Raw genomic sequence first — 22,165 nt, 5'->3', positions numbered from 1 at the left:
GGCCGGCGTGCTCTGTCATGGCCGAGGGGGAGCGGTGGTCCGGCGCGGCACGAGGGTGGGGGAGAGCTTGAGCTGGGCCGACGCCTTGTGACGGTCGGCTATCCGCTCCAGCAGGAGGCGGGCCGCGTTGTCGCCGATCTCGTGGCCGGCCTGGTCGACGCTCGTCAGGGAAATCGGACCGAACGCCGCGAAGGTCGTGTTGTCGTAACCGGCGACGGAGATGTCGCCGGGCACGGAGAGCCCGGCTTCGGCGAAGGCATCCAGGACACCCATGGCGACGATGTCCGCACCGGCGAAGACGGCCGTGGGCCGACAGGTCCGTGCGAGGAGTTCCTGGGCGCCCTGGTATCCCCCCTGCTGGGTGTAGCTGGTGGAGACGATGTCGATCTCCTCGGCGAGACCGAGCGCACGCATGGCACGCCGATACCCTTCGGCGCGCTGCGCGTTGGGCATCTCCGCGCTGCGCGTCGGATCGGTTTCGTGGTGCTCGATGTGGGTGATTCTGCGGTGCCCGAGGCCCGCGAGGTGGTCTACGACCAAGGACGCTCCGGCCATGTCGTCATCGGTGACGGTGTCGTACACCAGGGAATGCCCGTGGCGGCCCACGACGACGGTCGGTACGAGGGAAGCGATGTGCTCGAGGCGGGCGCGCGGTGACAGGGGTGCGACGAGGACGATGCCGTCCATGCCCCGGTCGATCATGGCATCGGTGACGCGGGCCTCCGCCTTCTCGTCGTCGCAGCCGCCGGGCCCCAGGAAGACCTGGTACTCGGTCTCCGCGAGTCTGCCGGTGATCCCGTCGATGATCTCGGGGAAGAAGGGGTTGCGGATGTCGGGCAGCACCACGCCGATGGTGTACGTCTGGCCGCGCATGCCTCGTGCGGCCGCGTTGGGCCGGTATCCCAGTTCGTCGATCGCCCGGCGTACCTTGGCGCGCATCTCGGGGCTGGCTCCGTAGGCGTTGCGCAGCACCTTCGAGACGGCGGTGGTGGACACCTGGGCGTGCCGTGCGACATCGACGATGGTGACGCGGCGCTGCGGTGCTGGCGGCTCCATCCGGTGCCCTCCGGTGGTGGGGAACGTTGTCGAGAGTGTACGAGTGGGCTCCGCGGCGAGGGCACGCGCGGCCGCTGCCCCCGCCCGCTCGTCAAGGTACGCGCCGCCCAGGCGACGTAACAATCGCGCAGCTTGCCCGGCATCTTGACGTCACGGTGGAGGCTCTCTAGGGTCTGGCCACACCCGTGGGAAACGTTACCCAAAATCGCGTCCGGCGACGGGTGGCTGACGCCGGACTTCACCCAGCACTGGCCGCCAGTCGGCACCGCACGGAGTCGAACTGGCCGATCCTGCTCGGCGCCTTGATGAAACGTTTCAAGGAAGTAGGTCCGCCCGTGACCCTCGCTCCACACGACCGACGTCCGGATCGCGGCCGGCTCCCGGATCCGGCCCCGGCGACGCGTGTCCGCCGTGCGGGCAACGGGCCGCCCTGGTGGTTCGTGCTGCCGGCCGTGCTGCTGTTCGCCTTCGTCGTCCTGGTGCCGAGCGTGCGCGGCGTGTACTACGCGTTCACCGACTGGGACGGGCTGAACCCCGATTTCTCCTTCGTCGGCCTGGACAACTTCTCGGCCATGCTGAGCGATGCCGACGCGAGGCAGGCCGTCTGGCACACCCTGCTGATCGCCGTGTCGATCACGGTGGTGCAGAACGCGGTGGGACTGGTGCTGGCCCTCGGCGTCAACTCCGCCATCAAGTCCAGGAACGTGCTCAGGGTGTTCCTGTTCGCCCCGGCGGTGGTCACCCCGATCGTGACCGCCTACCTGTGGCGCAACCTGCTCGGCCCGGACGGTGCCGTGAACAGTCTGCTGGGCGCGGTCGGACTCGATGGCTGGCAGCAGGACTGGCTGGGAGATCCCGACGTCGCCCTGTGGGCCGTCGTCGGAGTCGTGGTGTGGCAGTTCGCCGGCTACTCCATGGTGATCTTCCTGGCCGGGCTCCAGTCGGTGCCCAAGGAGGTCCATGAAGCCGCGGCGATCGACGGTGCCGGCGCCGTACGCCGCTTCTGGTCGGTGACCCGGCCGCTGCTGGCCCCCGCCCTCACCATCAACCTGATGCTGTCGATCATCGGCGGGATCAAACTCTTCGACCAGGTGTACGCGCTGACTGGCGGAGGGCCCGGGCACGCGACCGACACGATCTCCACGCTGATCTACAAAGACGCCTTCACCCTCGGCGAGTTCGGCTACAGCATCGCCCTCGCGGTGGTCCTGACCATCATCGTGGCGGTCGCCTCCACCGGGCAGTACCTGCTGCTCTCCCGCAACGAGAGGGCCGCGTCATGAACCGCTACCGTCGCCGCACGTTCGCACTGGAACTGGCGATGATCGCCGCCGCCCTGTTCGTGGGCTTCCCTGTGTACGTCCTGGTCAACCTCGCGGTACGTCCCTCCTCGGACACCTCCTCACCGATCCGGCCGACCAGCTCGCCGACCCTGGACAACTTCACCCAGGCCTGGCAACAGGGTTCGCTGGGCGGCGCGTTGGCCAACAGCGTGCTGGTGACGGTGTGCAGCGTGGTCGTCGTGCTGGCCGTCTCCTCCCTGGCGGCCTATCCGCTGGCCCGTGTCACGGCTCGCTGGTCGCGAGGAACGTATCTGCTCGTCCTGCTGGGCCTGGTGCTGCCCTTCCAGCTCGCCTCGCTGCCGCTGTACCAGGCGATGCGTGACCTGGGTCTGCTCGGCACCCCTTGGGCGCTGGTGCTCTTCTACTCCGGGCTGCAGGTGCCGTTCACCGTCTTCCTGTATGTCGGCTTTCTACGGGCCCTGCCTCGGGACTTCGAGGACGCGGCCATGATCGACGGCTGCACACCTCTGCAGGGTTTCCGATACGTGGTGCTGCCGATGCTGAAGCCCGTCACCGTGACGGCGTTGGTGCTCAACGCCGTGGCCGTGTGGAACGACTTCTTCACGCCACTGCTGTATCTCAGCGGCAGCGCCCAGCAGACCATGCCGGTCGCGATCGCCGGCTTCGTCGGTCAGTACGTCACCGACTGGAACCTCATCTTCGCCGCACTGGTGATCAGCATCCTGCCTGTCCTGCTCGTCTACTTCCTGCTGCAGCGCAGCATCATCAGCGGTTTCGCGGGAGGGCTGAAGGGATGACCCGCGACGCCCACCCGTCACCCAGCCCCGCCGTCTCCTTGAGGGAGTCATCATGAAGACACGCATCCCCATCGCGCTGGCCGCGGCGGTCACGACCGCCGCGCTCCTGGCCGCTTGCAGCGGTGGCACGAAGGCCGGCTCCGGCGGCGGGTCGCAGACCCTGACGCTCGCCTCGGTCGACCAGGGCTCGGTCGAGGACGTCGTCAAGGCGTTCGAGAAGGCCAACCCGGGCGTCAAGGTCCGTTACACCACCAGCGGCGCGGACCAGTACCAGCAGCAGATCCGGACCCAGCTGTCCTCCGGCACCGCGCCCGACGTGATGTCGGTCTGGCCGGGCAACGGAAACCCCGGTGCCACGTATGTCCTGGCCGAGCCGGGCTACCTGCGTGACCTTTCGGACCAGCCGTGGGCCGCCGAGCTGCCGGAGGCGGTCAAGAGCGTGGCCCAGTACGAGGGGAAGACCTACAACGCGGTCTTCGGGCAGAACGGCATCGGCGCGGTCTACAACCAGCAGGCCATGGAGAAGGCCGGACTCACTCCGCCGGACACCTGGACGGAACTGCTCGCGTTCTGCCGGGACGCGAAGGCCAAGGGGACTCCCGCGTTCGCGCTGGGGATCCAGGACAACTGGGTCACCCAGCTCGTGCTGTACGCACTGGTCGCCACGACCGTCTACGGCCCCGACCGTGACTTCGACCAGAAGATGCAGGCCGGACAGGCCACCTTCGCCAAGTCGCCGTGGACCACCGCCGTCGACAAGTACCTGACGATGGAGAAGACCGGCTGCTTCCAGAAGAACCCACTGGGCACCAACTACGAGGCCAGCCAGCAACTCGCCGCCACCGGCAAGACGCTCGGCATCGTCCAGGGAAACTGGGTGATCGCCCTCCTCAAGGGCAAGAACCCGAACGGCACGTTCACCTTCAAGGCGCTTCCGGCCACTGACGACCCGTCCGCGACCCTCATACCGGCCGCCGCGGGTGCCGGCTACGGAGTGAACGCCAAGGCGAAGAATGAGGACCTCGCGCTGAAGTTCGTCACGTTCGTGATGTCGCCCGAGGGCATGAACCTCTTCGTCAAGAAGCAGGGCGGTCTGCCCTCACTCCCCGACACGGGCTACGCGGTCGACCCGTCCCTGACCGAACTCTCCACCTTCATCCAGGACGGTCGCACCGTGCCGTTCATGGACCAGCTGTGGCCCAACGCCAAGGTGCAGCAGACCATGCTCAGCGGCCTCCAGGAGATTTTCAGCGGGCAGTCGACGCCCCGCGAACTCCTCGGCGACATGGACAGCGACTACAAGGCCGGTTCTTGACCGCGGCCCAGAGTGACCGCGACCCCCTCTACAGCCACCGAGGAGTGAAGTATGCCCGCAGAGCCGCACGGTGACCTGAGCCGCAGACAAGTCATCGGGACCGTCGTAGCAGGGACGGCCGGACTGGCGCTGCCCCTCACGACCGCCGCCCCGGCCGCCGCTGCCGGACCCCGCCGAGCGACGGTCGACCACCTCGCCGTCAACGGCCGCAGCGACGAGCCGCTCGGCGTCGACGACCCGACGCCCCGGCTGAGCTGGAACGTCACCGACGCTCCGGCCGGATGGCGACAGGCCGCGTACCGCATCCGGGCGGCACGCAGCACCCACGAACTGGCCGGCGGCCGGTATCTCTGGGATTCCGGCAAGGTCCACTCGGACGCGCAGACCGACATCCCGTGGGGCGGAGACGCACTGCGTTCCCGCCGGACGGTCGTATGGCAGGTCAGGGTCTGGAGCACACGCGGTGACATGACGGACTGGAGCCGTCCGGCCTCGTGGGAGACGGGACTACTGAAGCGAAGTGACTGGGGCGTGGCCGAGTGGATCGAGCATCCCGGCCGGGACGTCGGTGATCCGCTGCCGATCTTCGCGCGTGCGTTCACCATCGGCCCGCGACACGGGGCGAAGATCACCAAGGCCCGGCTGTACCTGTCGGGGGTAGGCCTCCACCACGCCACACTCAACGGCAAGGCCGTGACCGACGAAGTGCTCGCGCCCGGCAACTCCAACTACCAGCTCTCCACGGAGTACCGCGCCCATGACGTGACGCACCTGGTCCGCCCCGGTGCCAACACCCTGGGTGTCGAACTGGGGCACGGAACCGCCCTGGTCACGCGCTCGGTCACCAACCCGGCGACCGGTCGCACGGCCCCGTACAGCTGGTGGCAGAGCCAGTTCAAGGGCAGCGGGACGCTGGCCGTACCGGCCGCTGCAGAGGACGCCGCCGTCAAGGTGAGCAGCGTGACCGGCTACCACGTCGGCGGCACGATCAACGTCGACACGGGGGACGGCGGTGAGCGGCTGGAGTCCCGTACGATCACCGCGATCGGCACCGAGGGCCCGGACGGTACGGGCATCAGCTTCGAGCCACCCCTGAGCGCCGCCCACACGGCGGGCGCCGAGGTCACAGGATCCGGGAACTCCCTCGCCAGTACGGATCCGAGCGCCGGCGCCGCCGTGACGCCTCGGATGATCGCGCGGCTGGAGATCACGAGAGCGGACGGCTCCACCGAGTCGATCGTCAGCGACCGAACGTGGCGGACGGCGCTCGGTCCGACGACGACCGCCAACTGGTACTCGGGCTCCGACTACGACGCTCGCCGCGAGCAGCCCGGATGGACCGCCCCCGGCGCCGACCTGGGCGCGACGGCGAAGCGCCGCGACGGCTCGCCCGTCGAGTGGATCCACGCCGGTACAGCCCCGCCCCCCAACCTGACGACGGATCTCGTCTGGCGGGCGGGTGAGCCGGTGAGGGTGATGGACCGGATCCGCCCGGTCGGCGTGACGCAGCCCCAGCCTGGCGTGTGGGTGTTCGACTTCGGCCAGGCCTTCGCCGGTTGGCCGCAGCTCAGCATCGACGGCAGCGTGCCGGCCGGTACGACGATCAAGATGCTCCCGGCCGAATCGCTGGCCGCCGACGGCACTGTCGACCAGGCGTCCATCATGGGCGGCGGCGGACGCCGGGGCAACGACGTCTTCGCCGCGTACACCACCCACGGCGACGCCGACGGTGAGCGGTGGCACCCCCGCTTCCACTACTTCGGCATGCAGTGGGTCCAGGTGACCGGCCTGCCGGAGGGCTACCGGCCGACGACCGAGACGATCACAGGTCTGCAGCTGTACGCGGACACCCCGGTGGCCGGCCACGTCCGGACCTCCAACGACCGGATCAACCGCATCCACCGCATGGCCCGTTACTCGATCATGAGCAACACGATGTCGACGTTCACCGACTGCCCCGGCCGCGAGAAGCTCGCCTACCCCGCGGACTACCTGCAGCCCTTCGCCTCGCTGCACCGGAACTTCGGCTACGCCGCCTACCTGCGCACGATGCAGCGCCACCTGGCGGAGGGCCAGTCCAAGGCCGGCGACAACATCGGCAACGTCGCGCTCAAGGCGCCGGTGTACGACTGGGGCTACCTCGGCCGGTTCGGCGACGAGATCAACTGGGGCAACGGAATCATCCTGGTGCCCTGGTTCCTCTACGAGACCTACGGCGACACCTCGACGATGGCCCGGTACTACCCCCAGATGCAGGCGTTCCTGCAGTACATCAGGACGAGGAAGACGGGCACGGGCGCCGACGCGCACATCGTCGACGCCGCGCTGGCGGACTGGATCGCGGCCGAACCCACCTCGGGCCGTATCACCGGCACTTGGGGATACCACCAGGTCGCCGACCGGATGGCGAAGATGGCCGCCCTGTTGGGACGGGGCGCGGACGCGCGCGAGTACCGAGACCTCGCGGCCGCCATCAAGGAGGCGTTCAACACCGCGTTCTACAACTCCGCGCTCGGCCGCTACACCAGCCAGGGCAACGCGGGCACGACCGGCGCGACCCAGGCCGCCCAGGCCCTGGCACTCGACGAAGGACTGGTCCCCGAGGGCGAGCGCAAGCTAGTCCTCGACGCACTGGTCGAGCTGATCCACGGCTTCCAGCCGTTCGGCGGCGGACCCCACTTCAGTGGCGGCACCATCGGACTTGCCCCGACCGTGCGCGCACTGACGGCCGCCGGCCGAGACGATGTGCTGTGGGACGTACTCCAGGAAGACACCCAGCCGAGCTACGGCTTCTTCATGGCACCGACCGCGGCGAACCCCGGCGGCCTCACTACCATCCCCGAGAACTGGGACCTCGGCGCCTCGAAGAACCACATGATCCTGCTGCAGGTCGAGGAGTGGTTCCACAGCGGCCTGGCCGGCATCCGGCAGGCGCCCGGCTCCACTGGCTACCGCGAGCTGGTGATCGATCCACGCGTCGTCGGCGACCTCACCCACGCCGAAGGGAACTACCAGACGCCCTACGGCACGGCGGCAACGGAATGGACCCTCAACAAGGGCACCTTCCGGCTGACGGTCGAAATCCCCCCGAACACCACGGCCGAGGTACGGGTGCCGACAGGTGACCGCACCGTGCCCGCGACCCCCGAGGGCGCGCGGTTCCAGCGCATCGAAGGCGACCGTGCCGTCTACCGCGTCGCGTCGGGGACGTACGTCTTCACCGCGCGCAACGTACGCCCGGCACGCCGACGAGTTTGACCCCTGATGCGTAACTCGTCAGATCCCGGCTGCGGAGCCGGGGTTGGCCTATGCGGGGCGCGCAGAAGGGCCGGAATACGGTCAACCGGCTCGGCGGGGGCGGGATACTCGTGTCTTCTCAAGACGTGTCGACCAGGGGAGCGGATCGGTGAACTCTGCTGCGGGAACGGGCCGTTGGGGCGAGGACGGCGGCCGGGGCGGGCGGCATGCGGTCGTCGTGGGAGGGAGCCTCGCGGGGCTTCTCGCGGCGCACGTCCTGGCCGGACACGCCGACCGGGTGACCATCGTCGAGCGCGACCGGTTCTCGGACGGCACCGGGCCACGGCCCGGCGTACCGCAGGGCCGGCATCCGCATGTCCTGCTGCAGGGCGGCCAGGTGGCCCTGGAGTCGCTGTTACCGGGCTTTCTGGCGGAGCTGCAGGCGGCGGGAGCGCCGCGGGTGGGCATGCCGTCGGACATGGTGCTGTGGCAGAACGGCCGCTGGTTCCGCCGGCTGCCCGCAACGACGCACATATACACCGGTTCCCGCGCGCAGCTGGAAGAACTGGTACGGCGGCGGGTTCTCGCCAATCCGGCGGTCAGCGTGTCGGAGGGGACCGATGCCGTCGGGCTTCTCGGTGATGCCGCGCGGGTACGGGGCGTGCTGCTGCGGGACCGCTCCGGCGGCGCCGGCGCGGAGCAGCGGGCGCTGGAGGCCGATCTGGTCGTCGACGCCTCCGGCAGTGCCACCAAGGCGCCGAAGTGGCTCGCCGCGATCGGCGCCGAGACTCCGCACGAGGAGACCATCGACACCGGGCTCGCCTATGCCTCCCGTGTCTACCGCGGCAGGAACGGCGTCCTCGACGGCGAGACCCTCGGCTGCTTCGTCTACCCCGGCCCCGACCAGATCCACGGCGGCGGTGCGCTTCCGCTGGAGGACGGCAGCCATCTGGTCATCGTCTCGGGGCTCCGTGGCGACGAACCGCCCACGGACGACGACGAGTTCGAGACGTACACCAAGCGGCTGGCACATCCGCTCCTGGACCGGTGGCTGGACGACGCCGAACCCCTCTCGCCGGCGTTCGGCTACCGGCGGACCGCGAACATACGACGCCGCTACGACCTTCTCCGCCGCCCGGCCGGATTCCTCGCCACCGGCGACGCTCTGTGCACCTTCAACCCGATCTACGGGCAGGGCATGGCCATCGCCGCGATGAGCGCGGTCGCCCTGCGCGACGCGCTCGCCGACCGGCGCCGGACGCCCACTACGCGGCGCGTGCAGCAGGCGGTCCTCGCGGCGTCCCGGCTCGCGTGGGACATCTCCGCCGGGGCGGACCGCAAGATGCCGGGCGCGATCGGCACCGCGGTCGCCGGCGGGCCCGCGGACCGCGTCGCGGACTGGTACCTGCGCCGGGTCACGGAGCGGTCCCCCGGTGACCCGGTCGTGGGGCGCGCCTTCCGCTCCGTGGTGACCCTCTCCGCGCCCGTCACCGCCCTGTTCGCTCCGCCCGTGGCCTGGGCCGTTCTCTTCCGCCCGCCAGGGCCGACGCCTGCCGAGCCGCCGGCGACACCGGAGGAACCGGAGGGCTGAGCAAGATCGGCCGCGGACGGCATCTTTCACGCCGGTCCGCGCATCCGACCGTCCGTTGACTGCCGGGTGGGCCCGAGGCTCAGCCTGCGCACACGGCCAGCGCCAGGAACCGGGCGTCCTCGTCGACGTACGACGTCATACGCCACCCCGAACGCGCCAGCAGGGGCCGCAGGTTGGGTTCCGCGCGCAGGTCGTCCGGGGTGATCTGCCGCCCCTGGCGTGCCGCGAGCGCCGCCCGGCCGATCGGGTGGAACAGCGCCAGGATGCCGCCCTTGCGCACCACGCGGGCCAACTCCCTCAGGTTCTCGGCCGGTTGGGGGAGGTGGGCGATGAGTCCCGCCGCGAACACCGCGTCGAGTGATTCCGAGCGCAGCGGCAGCGCGGCGACGTCGGCGAGCAGCAACTGCCCGTCCCGGCCCCGTCCGGCCCGTACGGCGGCCTCCAGCATGGCCGGGGTCAGATCGGCTCCCAGGACCACTCCGGAGGGCCCCACGGCCGCGCGCAGCGGCGTCAGGGCCCGGCCTGTGCCGCAGCCCGCGTCGAGCACCCGGGCGCCCTCGGGCAGAGCGAGTGCGGCGACCGCGGCCGCGTAGGCCGGGTCGTCGTCCGGGAAGCGGCTGTCCCAGTCCGCGGCGCGGGCGGTGAAGAACTCCTGGACATGTGTGTGGTCGTCGCTCATGGTTCGCATGATCCCTCACCGGCAGGGAGGACGTCGCGGCGCACACGTTCGAGCGGGACGCGATCGTTCAGGTACGTCTCTGCGTCATATTCCAGCACCTTTCGAAACGCGCTCTCTTTGTGCGCCCCCGCCCCCCTAGCGTCCCTTGGCCATGGGACACCTGGACCACGCCGCCCTGGGCTGGCTGACACCCGCACTGTCGTACGTCATGGCCTGTATAGGCGCCGCGCTCGGACTGCGCTGCACCGTCCGAGCGCTCGGCGCCACCGGCCGGTCGCGCCGCAACTGGCTCATCACCGCCGCCTCGGCCATCGGAACCGGCATCTGGACCATGCACTTCGTGGCCATGCTCGGCTTCAGCGTCAGCGGCACCGACATCCACTACGACGTGCCGCTCACCATCCTGAGCCTGCTCGTCGCCATGGCGGTCGTCTGCGCCGGCGTCTTCGCCGTCGGCTACAGCCGTGACCGCGGCCGGGCGCTGCTGCTCGGCGGACTCACCACCGGCCTCGGCGTCGCGAGCATGCACTACCTCGGAATGGCGGCGGTGCGCCTCCACGGAGACGTCCACTACGACCCGGTGCTCGTCGGACTCTCCGTACTGATCGCCGTCGTCGCCGCCACGGCGGCCCTGTGGGCGGCCCTCAACATCCAGTCCGCGGTCGCCGTCACGATCGCCTCGCTCATCATGGGGGCGGCGGTGAGCAGCATGCATTACACCGGGATGCTCGCGGTGAGCGTGCAGGTCACGCCGTCCGGCGCGGTCCTGCCCGGGGCCACGGCGATGCAGTTCATCTTTCCCCTCGCCGTCGGCCTCGGGTCCTATCTGTTCCTGACCTCGGCCTTCGTCGCCCTGTCTCCCACGACGGGCGAGCGCGAGGCATCCGCCTCGGCCCAGCGTCCGGTCGAGAGCGTCGCCCGCTGAGCGGTCTTGGGGAAGCCGGGTGCGGGACCGCGCCCGCAGGCGTGCGGAGAACAACGCCATCCCACCCCGGAGAGGTCCGGCAGGCACGCCCCGAACGACTTTCGAGCGAGGAGGCCATGCGTACATCCCGAAGGACCCCTGAAGCCGGCGCCGCGCCGCCGCCCGTGCGCGGGCGCCGCGCCCATGCCGGACCGCCCGCGGACGAAGGGCGGGACGAACCCATGGACACGGCGGTGGACGACGCACCCGCGCGCGCGGGGCGATGGAGCATACGACCGCGCACCGTACGCGCCAAGATCGTCTGCCTGTTGATGGTGCCAGTGGTCTCGCTGCTCGCCCTCTGGGCGTACGCCACCGTGAGCACCGCCCAGGACGTCTCCCGGCTGCGGCAGTTGCAGCGGGTGGACTCCGCGATCCGCGCCCCCGTCGCGGACGCCGTCGCCGCGCTCCAGGCCGAGCGCGAGGCCGCCGTGCGGCACGCCACCGATCCGTCCTCCGGGCAGAGCGGTGACATCGAGCGGCTGGCAGCGCGCACGGACCGGGCCGTGAAGGAACTCCGGCTCGGCAAGGACAACACCGTCGCCGACAGCGAGGAACTGCCCGCCGGAGTGGCCGCACGTCTGGAAGCGTTCGTCACCGCCGCCGAGGAACTGCGCCCCCTGCGCACCGCGGTACGGGACCGGCGCGCGGGCTGGGACGAGACGTACCGGCAGTACACCAAGACCATCGCGACGGCCTTCACCGTGGGCGGCGCGCTCACCGGCATTCAGGACGCCGAACTCGGCTCGGACGCGCGCGTGCTGCTCGAATTCTCCCGCGCGGGCGAGGCGTTGGCCCAGGAAGACGTCGTGCTGGCCGCCGCACGCCTCGCCGGTCGCCTCGACGGGGAGCGGATGCGGCTGTTCACCGGAGCCGTCGAAACCCGCCGCACCCTCACCGAGTCAGCCGTCGCGGACCTGCGCGGCCCCGAACGCACCGCCTGGCGGGAACTCGCCGACGGCAGCGCCTACGCCGCACTGGGAGCCGTCGAGAACAAGGTCCTCGCCACCGGTTCGGGTACGCGGGCGATCGACGCGGCACCGGAAGCCACCTGGGACCAGGCGCACGCGCGCGTGCAGGACGCGATGCGCACGATCGAGGAGGACGCCGGGCGCGGCGTCGCCGACCGGGCCGACCCGTTCACCCGCGGTCTGCTCACCCCGGCCGGTGCCGCGGTTCTGCTCGGCCTCGTCGCCGTCGCCGCGTCGCTCGTCATCTCCGTACGCATCGGCCGCGCCCTCGTGGTCGAGCTGGTGAGCCTGCGCAACAGCGCCCTGGAGATCGCCCGGCGCAAGCTTCCCGAAGCCATGCGGAAACTACGCGCGGGTGAGGAGATCGACGTCAGTGCCGAGGCTCCGCCAGGTCCAGCCGCGGAGGACGAGGCCGGCCAGGTCGCCGAGGCCCTCGCCACCGTGCATCGCGCGGCACTGCGGGCCGCCGTGGAACGCGCCGAGCTGGCCAGCGGCATCTCCGGTGTCTTCGTCAACCTCGCCCGCCGCAGCCAGGTCCTCGTCCACCGCCAGCTCAGCCTGCTCGACAGCATGGAACGCCGGTCCGAGGACCCCAATGAGCTGAGCGACCTGTTCCGGCTCGACCACCTCACCACCCGTATGCGACGCCACGCCGAGAGCCTGATCATCCTCTCCGGGGCGGCACCCGGCCGGGCGTGGCGCATGCCGGTCTCCCTGACGAACGTCGTCCGCGCGGCGGTCTCCGAAGTCGAGGACTACGCGCGCGTGGAGGTACGACAACTCCCCGAGACGGCAATCATCGGCACGGCCGTGGCCGACCTCACCCACCTTCTCGCGGAGATCGTCGAGAACGCCGCCCAGTTCTCGCCGCCGCACACGCGCGTGCGGATCACCGGCGAGCCCGTCGGCAACGGCTACGCCCTGGAGGTCGAGGACCGGGGCCTGGGCATGGGCAAGGAGACCCTCGCCGAGGCCAACCGCCGTATCGAGCAGTCCGAGGCCCTCGACCTGTTCGACAGCGACCGGCTCGGCCTCTTCGTGGTCAGCAGGCTCGCGGCCCGGCACGGCGTCAAGGTGCACCTGCGCACCTCCCCGTACGGCGGCACGACCGCGGTCGTGCTGCTGCCCACGGCCCTGCTGCACAGCGGCGCGGAGGAACGTTCCCCTCGTAAGACCGCAGAGGCGGAACGACCCGCGGAACGCGAGTACGCGCGCGTGCCCGGCCCGGCCCGGCACCAGGAGTCCGTGACCGCGCCCGCGGACCGCCCCGCTCTGGTGGCACCCGTCGCCACCGCTGCGGACACCGCCGCGGACACACCACCCCCCGGAGTCACCACCTTGCGACTGCACCGCCCGCCGGACGACTCCGAAGCCTCCGACGACCTTCCTCGCCGCGTACGGCAGGCGAACCTCGCCCCCCAACTGCGCGACGGGCGCCCCGAGGAGCCGGAACCGCCGGCCGCTCCGCCGGGAGAGGACGAGCGCACACCCGAACTCGTGCGGGACCGCATGGCGGCGTACCGCGACGGCTGGACGCGCGGCGGCGGCAGGCAGCCGGGACGTGGTGCGGCTCCAGAAACCCCGGCGGGCAGCGACAGCAGCGAAGGAGACCCCGCATGATCCAGGACCCGAGTATGAGGGCCGCCCAGAGGTCGGGCGAACTCGACTGGCTGCTGGACGACTTGGTCCTGCGCGTGAGCGAAGTCAGGCACGCCGTGGTGCTGTCCAACGACGGACTGGCCGTGGGCGCGTCCACCGACCTGCGCCGTGAGGACGCCGAACACCTCGCCGCGGTCGCCTCCGGCTTCCACAGCCTGGCCAAGGGCGCCGGCCGGCACTTCGGCGCGGGCGGCGTACGCCAGACCATGGTGGAGATGGACGACGGCTTCCTGTTCGTGGCCGCGGCGGGCGACGGCTCCTGCCTCGCCGTCCTCACCGCCGTCACCGCCGACATCGGGCTGGTGGCCTACGAGATGGCGCGGCTGGTCAAGCGCGTCGGCGAGCACCTCTACACGGCGCCGCGCGTCGCCGCGCGACCGCCCGTCGGATGAACCGAGAGGGCGGTCCGCGCACATGACCGATCACCTGACGGGCGCCCCGCGGGAGCAGGGCAGCCAGTGGTACGACAACGAGGCCGGGCCCCTCGTCCGCCCCTACGCGATGACGGGCGGACGTACCAAACCCGGCCCCACCGGAGTGCGGTTCGACCTCATCGCCCTCGTCACCCTGGACGCGGGCGCATCCGGATTCGACGACACCGCGCTCGGGCCCGAACACCGTGCGCTCGTCGAGCTGTGCCGCACCGAGACCCAGTCGGTCGCGGAACTCGCCGCGGGCGCCGATCTGCCCGTGGGCGTGGTGCGCGTACTCCTGGGGGACCTGCTGGAACTCGGCTGCGTCACCGTCAGCCGCCCGGTGCCGCCGGCGCAGCTGCCCGACGAACGGATTCTGCGCGAGGTGATCGAGGGATTGCGGGCGCTGTAGATGAACGTTCGGAAACCGGCCAATAGCGGTCCAACCCCTCAAGAGGAAGCCGCAGTTGTCATGATGCTGACGTCACACGCCGACCGTTGCCGGCACTCCCGAGAGAAGTGATCGATGGTCTCCGAGCACTCCGACGCCCAGGACGGCGAGTCCGCCCCTCTGGCGCTGAAGATACTGGTCGCCGGCGGATTCGGCGTGGGCAAGACCACCCTGGTGGGCGCGGTCAGCGAGATCAAGCCGCTGCGCACCGAGGAACTGCTCAGCGAAGCCGGCCAGTCGGTGGACGACACCGACGGCGTGGATCAGAAGGTCACCACGACCGTCGCCATGGACTTCGGACGCATCACCATCCGCTCCGGTCTGTCCCTCTACCTCTTCGGTACGCCGGGCCAGGACCGCTTCTGGTTCCTGTGGGACGAGTTGTCGCAAGGAGCCCTCGGCGCCGTGGTCCTCGCGGACACCCGGCGCCTGGAGGACTGCTTCCCCGCCGTCGACTACTTCGAGCACCGGCACATCCCGTTCGTGGTGGCCGTGAACTGCTTCGCCGGCGCGCGCGCATACGGCGCCCATGACGTTTCCCGCGCCCTCGACCTCGACCAGGGAACACCCGTGGTGCTTTGCGACGCCCGCGACCGCGACTCGGGAAAGGAAGTGCTGATCCGACTCGTCGAGTACGCCGGGCGGATGCACACCGCCCGGCTCCTCGACTCCGTGGGCTGAGACAGGAGTTCGGCTCAGTCCGCGAGGCCCTTCTCCGCCAGGACCTTGTCGATCGTGACGCGGACGAGGAGTTCGCCGGGGACGCCGTTGCGCTCCCCGAACTCCTTGGCGCGTTCCTCGCCCATGTACCGCGCGCCGATGCGCGCGGCCCAGTGACGCAGCTCCGCGGGATCCTCCGAAATGTGGGCGCGACCGGTCAGTATCACGTAGCCGAACGGCGGCCGGTCGTCGTCCACGCACAGCGCGACACGCCCGTCACGGGCCAGATTGCGCCCTTTCACACTCTTGCTGCCGGTGTTGAACACCACGTCGTCGCCATCGAGCACGAACCAGATCGGCGCCACATGTGGGCTCCCGTCTGCCCGGACGGTCGACAGCTTGCCGGTGCGGGTGCCGTACGAGACGAACGCCCGCCATTCCTCATCGGTCATCTTCTGTGCCATGCCCCCATCCTCCTTGCCCCGACGCCGGGTCGTCCGGAAGGGTGGCCGGCAGATCCTCCAGCCAGGGGGAGACATCACACGGGGAGAGCGGATCATGGCGCAGAACCAGGGACTTGACTGGCTGCTGGACGATCTGACCGAGCGCGTCGAGCAGGTGCGGCACGCATTGGTCCTGTCCAACGACGGGCTGGTCACGGGAGCGAGTACGGGCTTACGACGTGAGGACGCGGAACACCTCGCCGCCGTCTCCTCCGGGCTGCACAGTCTGGCGAAGGGCTCCGGACGCCACTTCGGCGCGGGCAGGGTGCGCCAGACCATGGTGGAGTTCGACGATGCGGTCCTGTTCGTCACCGCGGCCGGCAGCGGCAGCTGTCTGTGCGTCCTCAGCGGCGCGGACGCCGACATCGGCCAGATCGCCTACGAGATGACCCTGCTCGTCAATCGTGTGGGCGAGCACCTCGGCGTGGACGCCCGCCAGCCCGAGCGCTTCCCGACCTCAGACGCCTGACCTGCGCGTATTCCATCCCCGTGGAGTTATCCACAGGCTCGCCACGAGATCCGCCGGACCGGCTACGGTTTTTTCACGGCGAGCGCACAGGGCGTGAGCCGCTGACTCCACGGGGGAGACATGTCTGGCGACACCATCACGAAACCGCACCGGCTTTCCTGGGCACCTAGCCGCGCCGCTCGCGAACTCGGGATGAAGCGGCGCGAGTTCGACCTCGCCGTGCACCTCGGACGCATCCGGACCGTGCCCGACGAGGGCGGCGGGGGACGTCGCGTGGCCCAGCAGGAGATTGAGCGGCTTCGCGCCGAAGAGGGTTTCCCGGAGAGGCTGCTCAGCACTGTCAAGGCGGTCGGGGCCACCGAAGGCGCCCGCATCATGGAGGTGACCGCGGGGAGGTTCACCCGCCTCGCCCGGCTCGGCCTGGTGGTCCCGGTCTCCTTCTATCTCAACCGCTACCGAGCGATTGTCTGGCTCTATCTGGCCGAAGAACTACGCCAGTTCGCGGCCGACGAGAAGAACGCACAGCTGTTGAACGGCCGGACACCCGAGGGCCTTCGCGACCAACTGGACGCAGGCGTGGACCTACGGCCCCGCAACTGGCGCGGACGTCACCTGGGATTCCTGCTGCGGCAGGCCGACGACCCCTGGCAGCATGCCGGTGCCGTGGCCGCCCTGCTCGACCCCGTCCAGATCGCGGAGATCGTCACAGACCCTTATGAGCGGGCGCATCTGAACAGGTTCCGGCCCGCACCGCCCGCACACGGCGCACCCGGATCGCCCGCCGCGCACCTCGCCGAGCGGATCATGACGGCGGACGACGCGGACGAGATCAGCTGGCTCCGGGCGGACCTGACCCAGGCGCTGGACGAGGCGCGCAGGTACCGCCCCGCACCACGACCGAAGGCGAAGCAGCCAGAACCTCCTGCCGCCCCGCAGCGCACTCCCGCCCCGACCGAGGAGCCCAGGCGATCACGAGGAGGACTGCTGGGCTGGCTGCGCCGCAGAGGAGAGTGACGACCTACAGCGCCCGGAACAGCCCCTCCTGGACGACGGAGACGAGCAGCCGTCCCTCCACGTCGTAGATGCGCCCGCGGGCAAGGCCCCGTCCGCCCGTCGCGATCGGCGACTCCTGGTCGTAGAGGAACCACTCGTCCGCGCGGAACGGCCGATGGAACCACATGGCGTGGTCCAGCGACGCCATGTCGAAGTTCCGCGGCCCCCACAGGGGTTCGACCGGGATCCGGACGGCGTCCAGGAGGGTCATGTCGCTGGCATAGGTCAGCGCGCAGGTGTGCACGAGCGGGTCGTCACCGAGCGGCCCGACCGCACGCATCCACACGGCGCTGCGCGGCTCGGCGTCCTTGACCTCCTCGGCGGTCCAGCGGAGCCGGTCCACATAGCGGATGTCGAAGGGCTGACGCCGGGCCATGCGCTCGAACTGCTCGGGCAGCGCGCCCAGATGCTCCCGGACCTCCTGCGCCACCGTCGGCAGGGATTCCGGGTCCGGGACCTTGCGGGCCGGCGGCAGCTGGTGCTCGAAGGGACCTTCCTCAGGCTTGTGAAAGGAGGCGGTGAGATTGAAGATCGTGCGGCCCTGCTGCACGGCGGTGACCCGACGGGTGGTGAACGACCGGCCGTCCCGGACCCGCTCGACCTGGTACACGATCGGCACGCCCGGCCGGCCCGGGCGCAGGAAGTACGCGTGCAGCGAGTGCACCGGGCGTTCGCCGTCCGTGGTGCGTCCGGCGGCGACCAGCGCCTGGCCGGCCACCTGGCCGCCGAAGACCCGTTGCAGGGACTCCTGCGGGCTGCGGCCCCGGAAGATGTTGACCTCGATCTGCTCCAGGTCGAGCAGGTCGACGAGCCTCTCGGCCGGATTCGTCATGGGTGGGACTCTCCTGTGCTCACAGTTGGCCGACGTCGGTGACACGGACGATCGCACGGCCTTCCGCGTCGGAGGCGGCGAGGTCGACCTCCGCGCTGATGCCCCAGTCGTGATCGTCGTTCGGGTCGTCGAAGATCTGGCGCACGCGCCACAGGCCGTGCTGCGGTTCTTCCTGGATGACGAGCAGCTTGGGGCCGCGGGCGTCGGGGCCGGTGCCGAGGTCGTCGTACTCGTCCCAGTACTTGTCCATCGCCTCGCCCCAGGCGTCTGCGTCCCAGCCGGACTCCGCGTCCATCTCGCCCAGCTCCTCGACCTGGTCGAGGGCGGCCAGCTCGACGCGGCGGAACAGGGTGTTGCGGACCAGGACCCGGAAGGCGCGCGCGTTCGCGGTCACCGGCTTGACCTCGTCGGCCTTCTCCTGGGCCTCCTCGGCGGTCATCTCCTCCGGGTTGGCGAGCTGCTCCCACTCGTCCAGCAGGCTGGAGTCGACCTGGCGCACCATCTCGCCGAGCCACTCGATCAGGTCCTGCAGATCCTCGGACTTGAGGTCGTCCGGGATGTTGTGGTCGAGGGCCTTGTAGGCGGAGGCGAGGTAGCGCAGGACGATGCCCTCGGTGCGGGCCAGCTCGTAGAAGGACACCAACTCCGTGAAGGACATGGCCCGTTCGTACATGTCGCGGATGACGGACTTCGGCGACAGCGGGTGGTCGCCCACCCAGGGATGGCTCTTGCGGTAGGTGTCGTAGGCGTGGAAGAGCAGCTCTTCCAGCGGCTTCGGGTACGAGATGTCCTGGAGTCGCTCCATGCGCTCCTCGTACTCGACACCGTCCGCCTTCATCGCGGCCACGGCCTCGCCCTTCGCCTTGTTCAGCTGGGCGACGAGGATCTGCCGGGGGTCGTCCAGCGTCGACTCGACGACGGACACCATGTCCAGCGCGTACGACGGCGACTCGGGGTCCAGCAGCTCGAACGCGGCCAGGGCGAACGTGGACAGCGGCTGGTTGAGCGCGAAGTCCTGCTGGAGATCGACGGTGAGGCGCACGATGCGGCCCGAGGAGTCCGGCTCGTCGAGCTTCTCGACGATGCCGCCGTCCAGCAGCGAGCGGTAGATGGCGATCGCCCGCCGGATGTGCCTGAGCTGCTGTTTGCGCGGCTCGTGGTTGTCCTCCAGGAGGTGCCGCATCGCCTCGAAGGCGTTGCCGGGCCGGGCGATCACCGACAGCAGCATCGTGTGCGTGACCCGGAAACGCGAGGTCAGCGGCTCCGGATCGGAGGCGATGAGCTTCTCGAAGGTGTTCTCCGTCCACCCGACGAAACCCTCGGGCGCTTTCTTGCGGACCACCTTGCGGCGCTTCTTCGGGTCGTCGCCCGCCTTGGCGAGCGCCTTCTCGTTGTCGATGACGTGCTCGGGCGCCTGCGCCACGACGAAGCCCGCCGTGTCGAAGCCCGCGCGCCCGGCCCGCCCCGCGATTTGGTGGAACTCACGGGCGCGCAGCGTGCGCACGCGCGTGCCGTCGTACTTGGCCAGCGCCGTGAACAGCACCGTGCGGATGGGGACGTTGACGCCCACGCCGAGCGTGTCCGTGCCGCAGATGACCTTCAGCAGACCGGCCTGCGCGAGCTTCTCCACCAGGCGCCGGTACTTGGGCAGCATGCCGGCGTGATGGACACCGATGCCGTGCCGGACGTAACGGGAGAGGTTGCGGCCGAACTTGGTGGTGAAGCGGAAGTTGCCGATCAGCTCGGCGATCTGGTCCTTCTCCTCGCGCGAGCACATGTTGATGCTCATCAGCGCCTGCGCCCGCTCCACGGCCTGGGCCTGGGTGAAGTGCACGATGTAGACCGGCGCCTGCTTGGTCTCCAGCAGCTCGGTCAGCGTCTCGGTGAGCGGCGTGAGTTTGTACTCGTAGGACAGCGGCACGGGACGGGTCGCCGAGCGGACCACCGCGGTCGGGCGGCCGGTGCGCCGGGTGAGGTCCTCCTCGAACATCGAGACATCGCCGAGCGTGGCCGACATCAGGACGAACTGCGCCCGCGGCAGTTCGAGGATCGGGATCTGCCAGGCCCAGCCCCGGTCGCCCTCCGCGTAGAAGTGGAACTCGTCCATCACGACCTGGCCGACGTCGGCGTTCTTGCCGTCGCGCAGGGCGATCGACGCGAGCACCTCGGCCGTGCAGCAGATGACGGGAGCGTCGGCGTTGACGGACGCGTCGCCGGTGAGCATGCCGACGTTCTCGGTGCCGAAGAGTTTGCACAGCTCGAAGAACTTCTCCGAGACGAGCGCCTTGATCGGGGCGGTGTAGAAGGTGACCTCGTCACGGGCGAGGGCGGCGAAGTGCGCACCCGCCGCGATCATGCTCTTGCCGGAGCCGGTGGGCGTCGACACGATCACGTTCGCACCGGAGACCACCTCGATCAACGCCTCTTCCTGGTGGGGGTAGAGGGTGAGGCCGCGCTCGTGGGCCCACGACTCGAAGGCCTCATAGAGAGCGTCGGGGTCGGCGGTCGGCGGCAGCTGATCGATGAGGGTCACGCCCCCATCTTGCCTGCCCTCCTGCCCGATGGGGGAATCGGATGCGGGCCCGAAGATCGCGAACGCTACGCTGTCTCGCCGGCGGAGCGTCAGCGCACCGGTCAACTGGACAGCGGCACACGAGGAATGGGGCGGGCAACGGCGATGATGGGACCAGCGCACTCACTGTCGGGGGCCGCGGCCTGGCTCGGCGTCGGAGCGGCGGCGGCCGCGACAGGGCACACGATGCCGTGGCCGGTGCTCCTGGTCGGCGCCCTGATCTGCGCCGGCGCCGCACTCGCCCCGGACCTGGACCACAAGGCGGCCACCATCTCGCGGGCCTTCGGACCGCTCTCGCGCGGGCTGTGCGAGATCGTCGACAAGCTGTCGTACGCCGTCTACAAGGCCACGAAGAAGCAGGGCGACCCGCGCCGCTCCGGCGGGCACCGCACGCTCACCCACACCTGGCTGTGGGCCGTCCTGATCGGCGCGGGCGCCTCGGTCCTGGCGATCACCGGGGGGCGCTGGGCGGTGCTGGCGATTCTGTTCGCGCACATAGTGCTGGCCATCGAAGGCCTGCTGTGGCGGGCGACGCGGGGATCCAGCGCCGATGTCCTGGTGTGGCTGCTGGCGGCCACCAGCGCGTGGATTCTCGCGGGTGTCCTGGACGAGCCGGGCAACGGCGCGAGCTGGCTGTTCACCGAGCCCGGCCAGGAGTACCTGTGGCTGGGCCTGCCCGTCCTGCTGGGCGCGCTGGTGCACGACATCGGGGACGCACTGACGGTCTCCGGCTGCCCGATACTCTGGCCGATCCCGGTGGGCCGCAAGCGCTGGTACCCCATCGGCCCGCCGAAGGCCATGCGGTTCCGGGCGGGCAGCTGGGTCGAGCTGAAGGTGCTGATGCCGGCCTTCATGCTGCTCGGGGGCGTGGGCTGCGCGGCGGCGCTCAACTTCATCTGAGGCCGCCGCCACCGGGCTGGGGCACGGGTCGCCTTGGGCCCGACCCCACCTGCCCTGTGCTGTCAGCCGCTCTGCCCGGTGCTGCCGTACCGCTTCTCGAACTTGGCGACGCGGCCCTCGGTGTCCACGGTCCGTGCCTTGCCGGTGTAGAAGGGGTGGCTCTCGGAGGAGATCTCCACGTCCACGACCGGGTAGGTCTCGCCGTCGTCCCACTCGATGGTCTGCTCGCTCGTGGCGGTGGACCGGGTCAGGAAGGCGTAGCCGGCGGCGCGGTCGCGGAAGACGACCGGGTGGTAGTCGGGGTGCTTGTCCTGCTGCATGGCGGCTCCTTGTACGGCACCGGGATCGTCGGCGCGGGGGACGACGGGTCAGCCGGACAGGGTGTCCTCGTCGACGATGTGCATCGCGGCCTCCTCGGCCGAGGCCGCGGCGCCGTCGATACCGACGTCCGTGGCGACCATCGCGCTCTCCTCGTCCTCGTGCGCTCCTTCGTCGGGAGCCACCAGACGGCCGGAGCGGACGGCGCCGACCTCGTTGTCCCAGAGTTCCCCATCGGTGCCCTGGCTGTCTCCGATACCGTCCCCGTCCGGCTCCGTGAGATCCGGCAGCTCCTCGGCGAGCCGCTGGTCCAGCGTCTCGCCGTGCAGGCGCTCGGCGGCCGTCACATCGGAGCGCTCCACCGCCCAAGGTCTGTACGGCGGAGTCCAGCCCCGGTCGAGGGGGTGGGGGGCACCGTCGT

General features: G+C 70.2%; 20 protein-coding genes. 13 read left to right on the top strand and 7 right to left on the bottom strand.

What is annotated here, in order from left to right; all coding sequences use genetic code 11:
* Nucleotides 1–15: 15 nt before the first annotated feature.
* Nucleotides 16–1,056 (bottom strand): LacI family DNA-binding transcriptional regulator, encoded by a 1,041-nt coding sequence (locus AB0I98_RS45810; RefSeq protein WP_362952019.1) that lies wholly within the window; start codon nucleotides 1,054–1,056, stop codon nucleotides 16–18.
* A 335-nt stretch (nucleotides 1,057–1,391) separates the two neighbouring features.
* Between AB0I98_RS45810 and AB0I98_RS45805 the strand changes: the two genes are divergently transcribed.
* The 5 genes from AB0I98_RS45805 (at nucleotide 1,392) to AB0I98_RS45785 (ending at nucleotide 9,300) form a co-directional block, all read left to right on the top strand.
* Nucleotides 1,392–2,339 carry a sugar ABC transporter permease gene (locus AB0I98_RS45805; protein ID WP_362952018.1) on the top strand — a complete coding sequence of 316 codons (948 nt, stop codon included), beginning with the start codon at nucleotides 1,392–1,394 and terminating at the stop codon, nucleotides 2,337–2,339.
* Nucleotides 2,336–3,157, top strand: coding sequence for a carbohydrate ABC transporter permease (locus AB0I98_RS45800; protein ID WP_362952017.1), 822 nt, complete (start codon nucleotides 2,336–2,338; stop codon nucleotides 3,155–3,157). Before AB0I98_RS45805 ends, AB0I98_RS45800 begins: the two co-directional genes overlap by 4 nt.
* A gap of 52 nt (nucleotides 3,158–3,209) precedes the next feature.
* Nucleotides 3,210–4,472: an extracellular solute-binding protein gene (locus tag AB0I98_RS45795; RefSeq protein ID WP_362952016.1), complete on the top strand. Its 1,263-nt coding sequence runs from the start codon at nucleotides 3,210–3,212 to the stop codon at nucleotides 4,470–4,472.
* Nucleotides 4,473–4,523: 51 nt separating this feature from the next.
* Complete coding sequence (locus tag AB0I98_RS45790; RefSeq protein ID WP_362952015.1) at nucleotides 4,524–7,730, top strand: family 78 glycoside hydrolase catalytic domain; 3,207 nt, start codon at nucleotides 4,524–4,526, stop codon at nucleotides 7,728–7,730.
* Nucleotides 7,731–7,947: 217 nt separating this feature from the next.
* Nucleotides 7,948–9,300 (top strand): FAD-dependent monooxygenase, encoded by a 1,353-nt coding sequence (locus AB0I98_RS45785; RefSeq protein ID WP_362952025.1) that lies wholly within the window; start codon nucleotides 7,948–7,950, stop codon nucleotides 9,298–9,300.
* 79 nt (nucleotides 9,301–9,379) lie between these two features.
* On the opposite strand, the gene AB0I98_RS45780 is transcribed toward AB0I98_RS45785, so the two are convergent.
* The gene (locus AB0I98_RS45780; RefSeq protein ID WP_362952014.1) at nucleotides 9,380–9,988 is read right to left on the bottom strand and encodes a class I SAM-dependent methyltransferase; all 609 of its coding nucleotides are present in this window, start codon (nucleotides 9,986–9,988) and stop codon (nucleotides 9,380–9,382) included.
* Nucleotides 9,989–10,130: 142 nt separating this feature from the next.
* Here AB0I98_RS45780 and AB0I98_RS45775 point away from each other — a divergent pair, with 142 nt between their 5' ends.
* The 5 genes from AB0I98_RS45775 (at nucleotide 10,131) to AB0I98_RS45755 (ending at nucleotide 15,118) form a co-directional block, all read left to right on the top strand.
* On the top strand, nucleotides 10,131–10,904 hold the full coding sequence (locus AB0I98_RS45775) for an MHYT domain-containing protein (RefSeq protein ID WP_362952013.1): 774 nt from the start codon (nucleotides 10,131–10,133) through the stop codon (nucleotides 10,902–10,904).
* Nucleotides 10,905–11,020: 116 nt separating this feature from the next.
* On the top strand, nucleotides 11,021–13,534 hold the full coding sequence (locus AB0I98_RS45770; RefSeq protein WP_362952012.1) for a nitrate- and nitrite sensing domain-containing protein: 2,514 nt from the start codon (nucleotides 11,021–11,023) through the stop codon (nucleotides 13,532–13,534).
* Nucleotides 13,531–13,965 (top strand): roadblock/LC7 domain-containing protein, encoded by a 435-nt coding sequence (locus tag AB0I98_RS45765; protein ID WP_362952011.1) that lies wholly within the window; start codon nucleotides 13,531–13,533, stop codon nucleotides 13,963–13,965. The genes AB0I98_RS45770 and AB0I98_RS45765 overlap by 4 nt, the downstream gene beginning before the upstream one ends.
* Nucleotides 13,966–13,987: 22 nt before the next feature.
* A complete protein-coding gene (locus AB0I98_RS45760) occupies nucleotides 13,988–14,398 on the top strand; it encodes a DUF742 domain-containing protein (RefSeq protein ID WP_362952010.1) in 411 nt (136 codons plus the stop codon).
* Between the two features lie 114 nt (nucleotides 14,399–14,512).
* The gene (locus tag AB0I98_RS45755) at nucleotides 14,513–15,118 is read left to right on the top strand and encodes an ATP/GTP-binding protein (RefSeq protein ID WP_362952009.1); all 606 of its coding nucleotides are present in this window, start codon (nucleotides 14,513–14,515) and stop codon (nucleotides 15,116–15,118) included.
* 14 nt (nucleotides 15,119–15,132) lie between these two features.
* On the opposite strand, the gene AB0I98_RS45750 is transcribed toward AB0I98_RS45755, so the two are convergent.
* A complete protein-coding gene (locus tag AB0I98_RS45750) occupies nucleotides 15,133–15,561 on the bottom strand; it encodes a PPOX class F420-dependent oxidoreductase (protein WP_362952008.1) in 429 nt (142 codons plus the stop codon).
* A gap of 94 nt (nucleotides 15,562–15,655) precedes the next feature.
* On the opposite strand from AB0I98_RS45750, the gene AB0I98_RS45745 reads away from it, so the two are divergent.
* Entirely contained in the window at nucleotides 15,656–16,069 is a 414-nt protein-coding gene (locus AB0I98_RS45745; RefSeq protein ID WP_362952007.1) for a roadblock/LC7 domain-containing protein, read from the top strand.
* 120 nt (nucleotides 16,070–16,189) lie between these two features.
* Nucleotides 16,190–17,083 carry a DUF6397 family protein gene (locus AB0I98_RS45740; RefSeq protein ID WP_362952006.1) on the top strand — a complete coding sequence of 298 codons (894 nt, stop codon included), beginning with the start codon at nucleotides 16,190–16,192 and terminating at the stop codon, nucleotides 17,081–17,083.
* A 4-nt stretch (nucleotides 17,084–17,087) separates the two neighbouring features.
* Here AB0I98_RS45740 and AB0I98_RS45735 read toward each other — a convergent pair whose 3' ends face one another.
* Both AB0I98_RS45735 and AB0I98_RS45730 read right to left on the bottom strand, forming a co-directional pair.
* The gene (locus AB0I98_RS45735; protein ID WP_362952005.1) at nucleotides 17,088–17,954 is read right to left on the bottom strand and encodes an acyl-CoA thioesterase II; all 867 of its coding nucleotides are present in this window, start codon (nucleotides 17,952–17,954) and stop codon (nucleotides 17,088–17,090) included.
* Between the two features lie 19 nt (nucleotides 17,955–17,973).
* On the bottom strand, nucleotides 17,974–20,487 hold the full coding sequence (locus tag AB0I98_RS45730) for a DUF3516 domain-containing protein (RefSeq protein WP_362952004.1): 2,514 nt from the start codon (nucleotides 20,485–20,487) through the stop codon (nucleotides 17,974–17,976).
* A 144-nt stretch (nucleotides 20,488–20,631) separates the two neighbouring features.
* Here AB0I98_RS45730 and AB0I98_RS45725 point away from each other — a divergent pair, with 144 nt between their 5' ends.
* The gene (locus AB0I98_RS45725; protein WP_210571230.1) at nucleotides 20,632–21,426 is read left to right on the top strand and encodes a metal-dependent hydrolase; all 795 of its coding nucleotides are present in this window, start codon (nucleotides 20,632–20,634) and stop codon (nucleotides 21,424–21,426) included.
* Between the two features lie 62 nt (nucleotides 21,427–21,488).
* Here the strand turns inward: AB0I98_RS45725 and AB0I98_RS45720 are convergent, their stop codons facing one another.
* Nucleotides 21,489–21,746: a type B 50S ribosomal protein L31 gene (locus tag AB0I98_RS45720; protein ID WP_362952003.1), complete on the bottom strand. Its 258-nt coding sequence runs from the start codon at nucleotides 21,744–21,746 to the stop codon at nucleotides 21,489–21,491.
* 48 nt (nucleotides 21,747–21,794) lie between these two features.
* Nucleotides 21,795–22,165, bottom strand: a 371-nt coding sequence (locus AB0I98_RS45715) for a DUF5709 domain-containing protein (RefSeq protein ID WP_362952002.1), incomplete at its 5' end; no start/stop codon positions are given.

The sequence above is a fragment of the Streptomyces sp. NPDC050211 genome (genome assembly GCF_040656035.1).
In the GTDB taxonomy this organism is placed as follows: domain Bacteria; phylum Actinomycetota; class Actinomycetes; order Streptomycetales; family Streptomycetaceae; genus Streptomyces.
Note: the sequence above shows the minus strand (reverse complement) of the source record. Positions and strands in the feature narration are given on the sequence as shown.

Bases quoted from the DNA above. Each gene is read 5' to 3' on its own strand.
- AB0I98_RS45720 (WP_362952003.1), bottom strand. From the start codon at position 21,746: ATGCAGCAGGACAAGCACCCCGACTACCACCCGGTCGTCTTCCGCGAC.
- AB0I98_RS45775 (WP_362952013.1), top strand. From the start codon at position 10,131: ATGGGACACCTGGACCACGCCGCCCTGGGCTGGCTGACACCCGCACTG.
- AB0I98_RS45735 (WP_362952005.1), bottom strand. From the start codon at position 17,954: ATGACGAATCCGGCCGAGAGGCTCGTCGACCTGCTCGACCTGGAGCAG.
- AB0I98_RS45725 (WP_210571230.1), top strand. From the start codon at position 20,632: ATGATGGGACCAGCGCACTCACTGTCGGGGGCCGCGGCCTGGCTCGGC.
- AB0I98_RS45795 (WP_362952016.1), top strand. From the start codon at position 3,210: ATGAAGACACGCATCCCCATCGCGCTGGCCGCGGCGGTCACGACCGCC.
- AB0I98_RS45755 (WP_362952009.1), top strand. From the start codon at position 14,513: ATGGTCTCCGAGCACTCCGACGCCCAGGACGGCGAGTCCGCCCCTCTG.
- AB0I98_RS45790 (WP_362952015.1), top strand. From the start codon at position 4,524: ATGCCCGCAGAGCCGCACGGTGACCTGAGCCGCAGACAAGTCATCGGG.
- AB0I98_RS45780 (WP_362952014.1), bottom strand. From the start codon at position 9,988: ATGCGAACCATGAGCGACGACCACACACATGTCCAGGAGTTCTTCACC.
- AB0I98_RS45810 (WP_362952019.1), bottom strand. From the start codon at position 1,056: ATGGAGCCGCCAGCACCGCAGCGCCGCGTCACCATCGTCGATGTCGCA.
- AB0I98_RS45800 (WP_362952017.1), top strand. From the start codon at position 2,336: ATGAACCGCTACCGTCGCCGCACGTTCGCACTGGAACTGGCGATGATC.
- AB0I98_RS45750 (WP_362952008.1), bottom strand. From the start codon at position 15,561: ATGGCACAGAAGATGACCGATGAGGAATGGCGGGCGTTCGTCTCGTAC.
- AB0I98_RS45765 (WP_362952011.1), top strand. From the start codon at position 13,531: ATGATCCAGGACCCGAGTATGAGGGCCGCCCAGAGGTCGGGCGAACTC.
- AB0I98_RS45745 (WP_362952007.1), top strand. From the start codon at position 15,656: ATGGCGCAGAACCAGGGACTTGACTGGCTGCTGGACGATCTGACCGAG.
- AB0I98_RS45740 (WP_362952006.1), top strand. From the start codon at position 16,190: ATGTCTGGCGACACCATCACGAAACCGCACCGGCTTTCCTGGGCACCT.
- AB0I98_RS45770 (WP_362952012.1), top strand. From the start codon at position 11,021: ATGCGTACATCCCGAAGGACCCCTGAAGCCGGCGCCGCGCCGCCGCCC.
- AB0I98_RS45760 (WP_362952010.1), top strand. From the start codon at position 13,988: ATGACCGATCACCTGACGGGCGCCCCGCGGGAGCAGGGCAGCCAGTGG.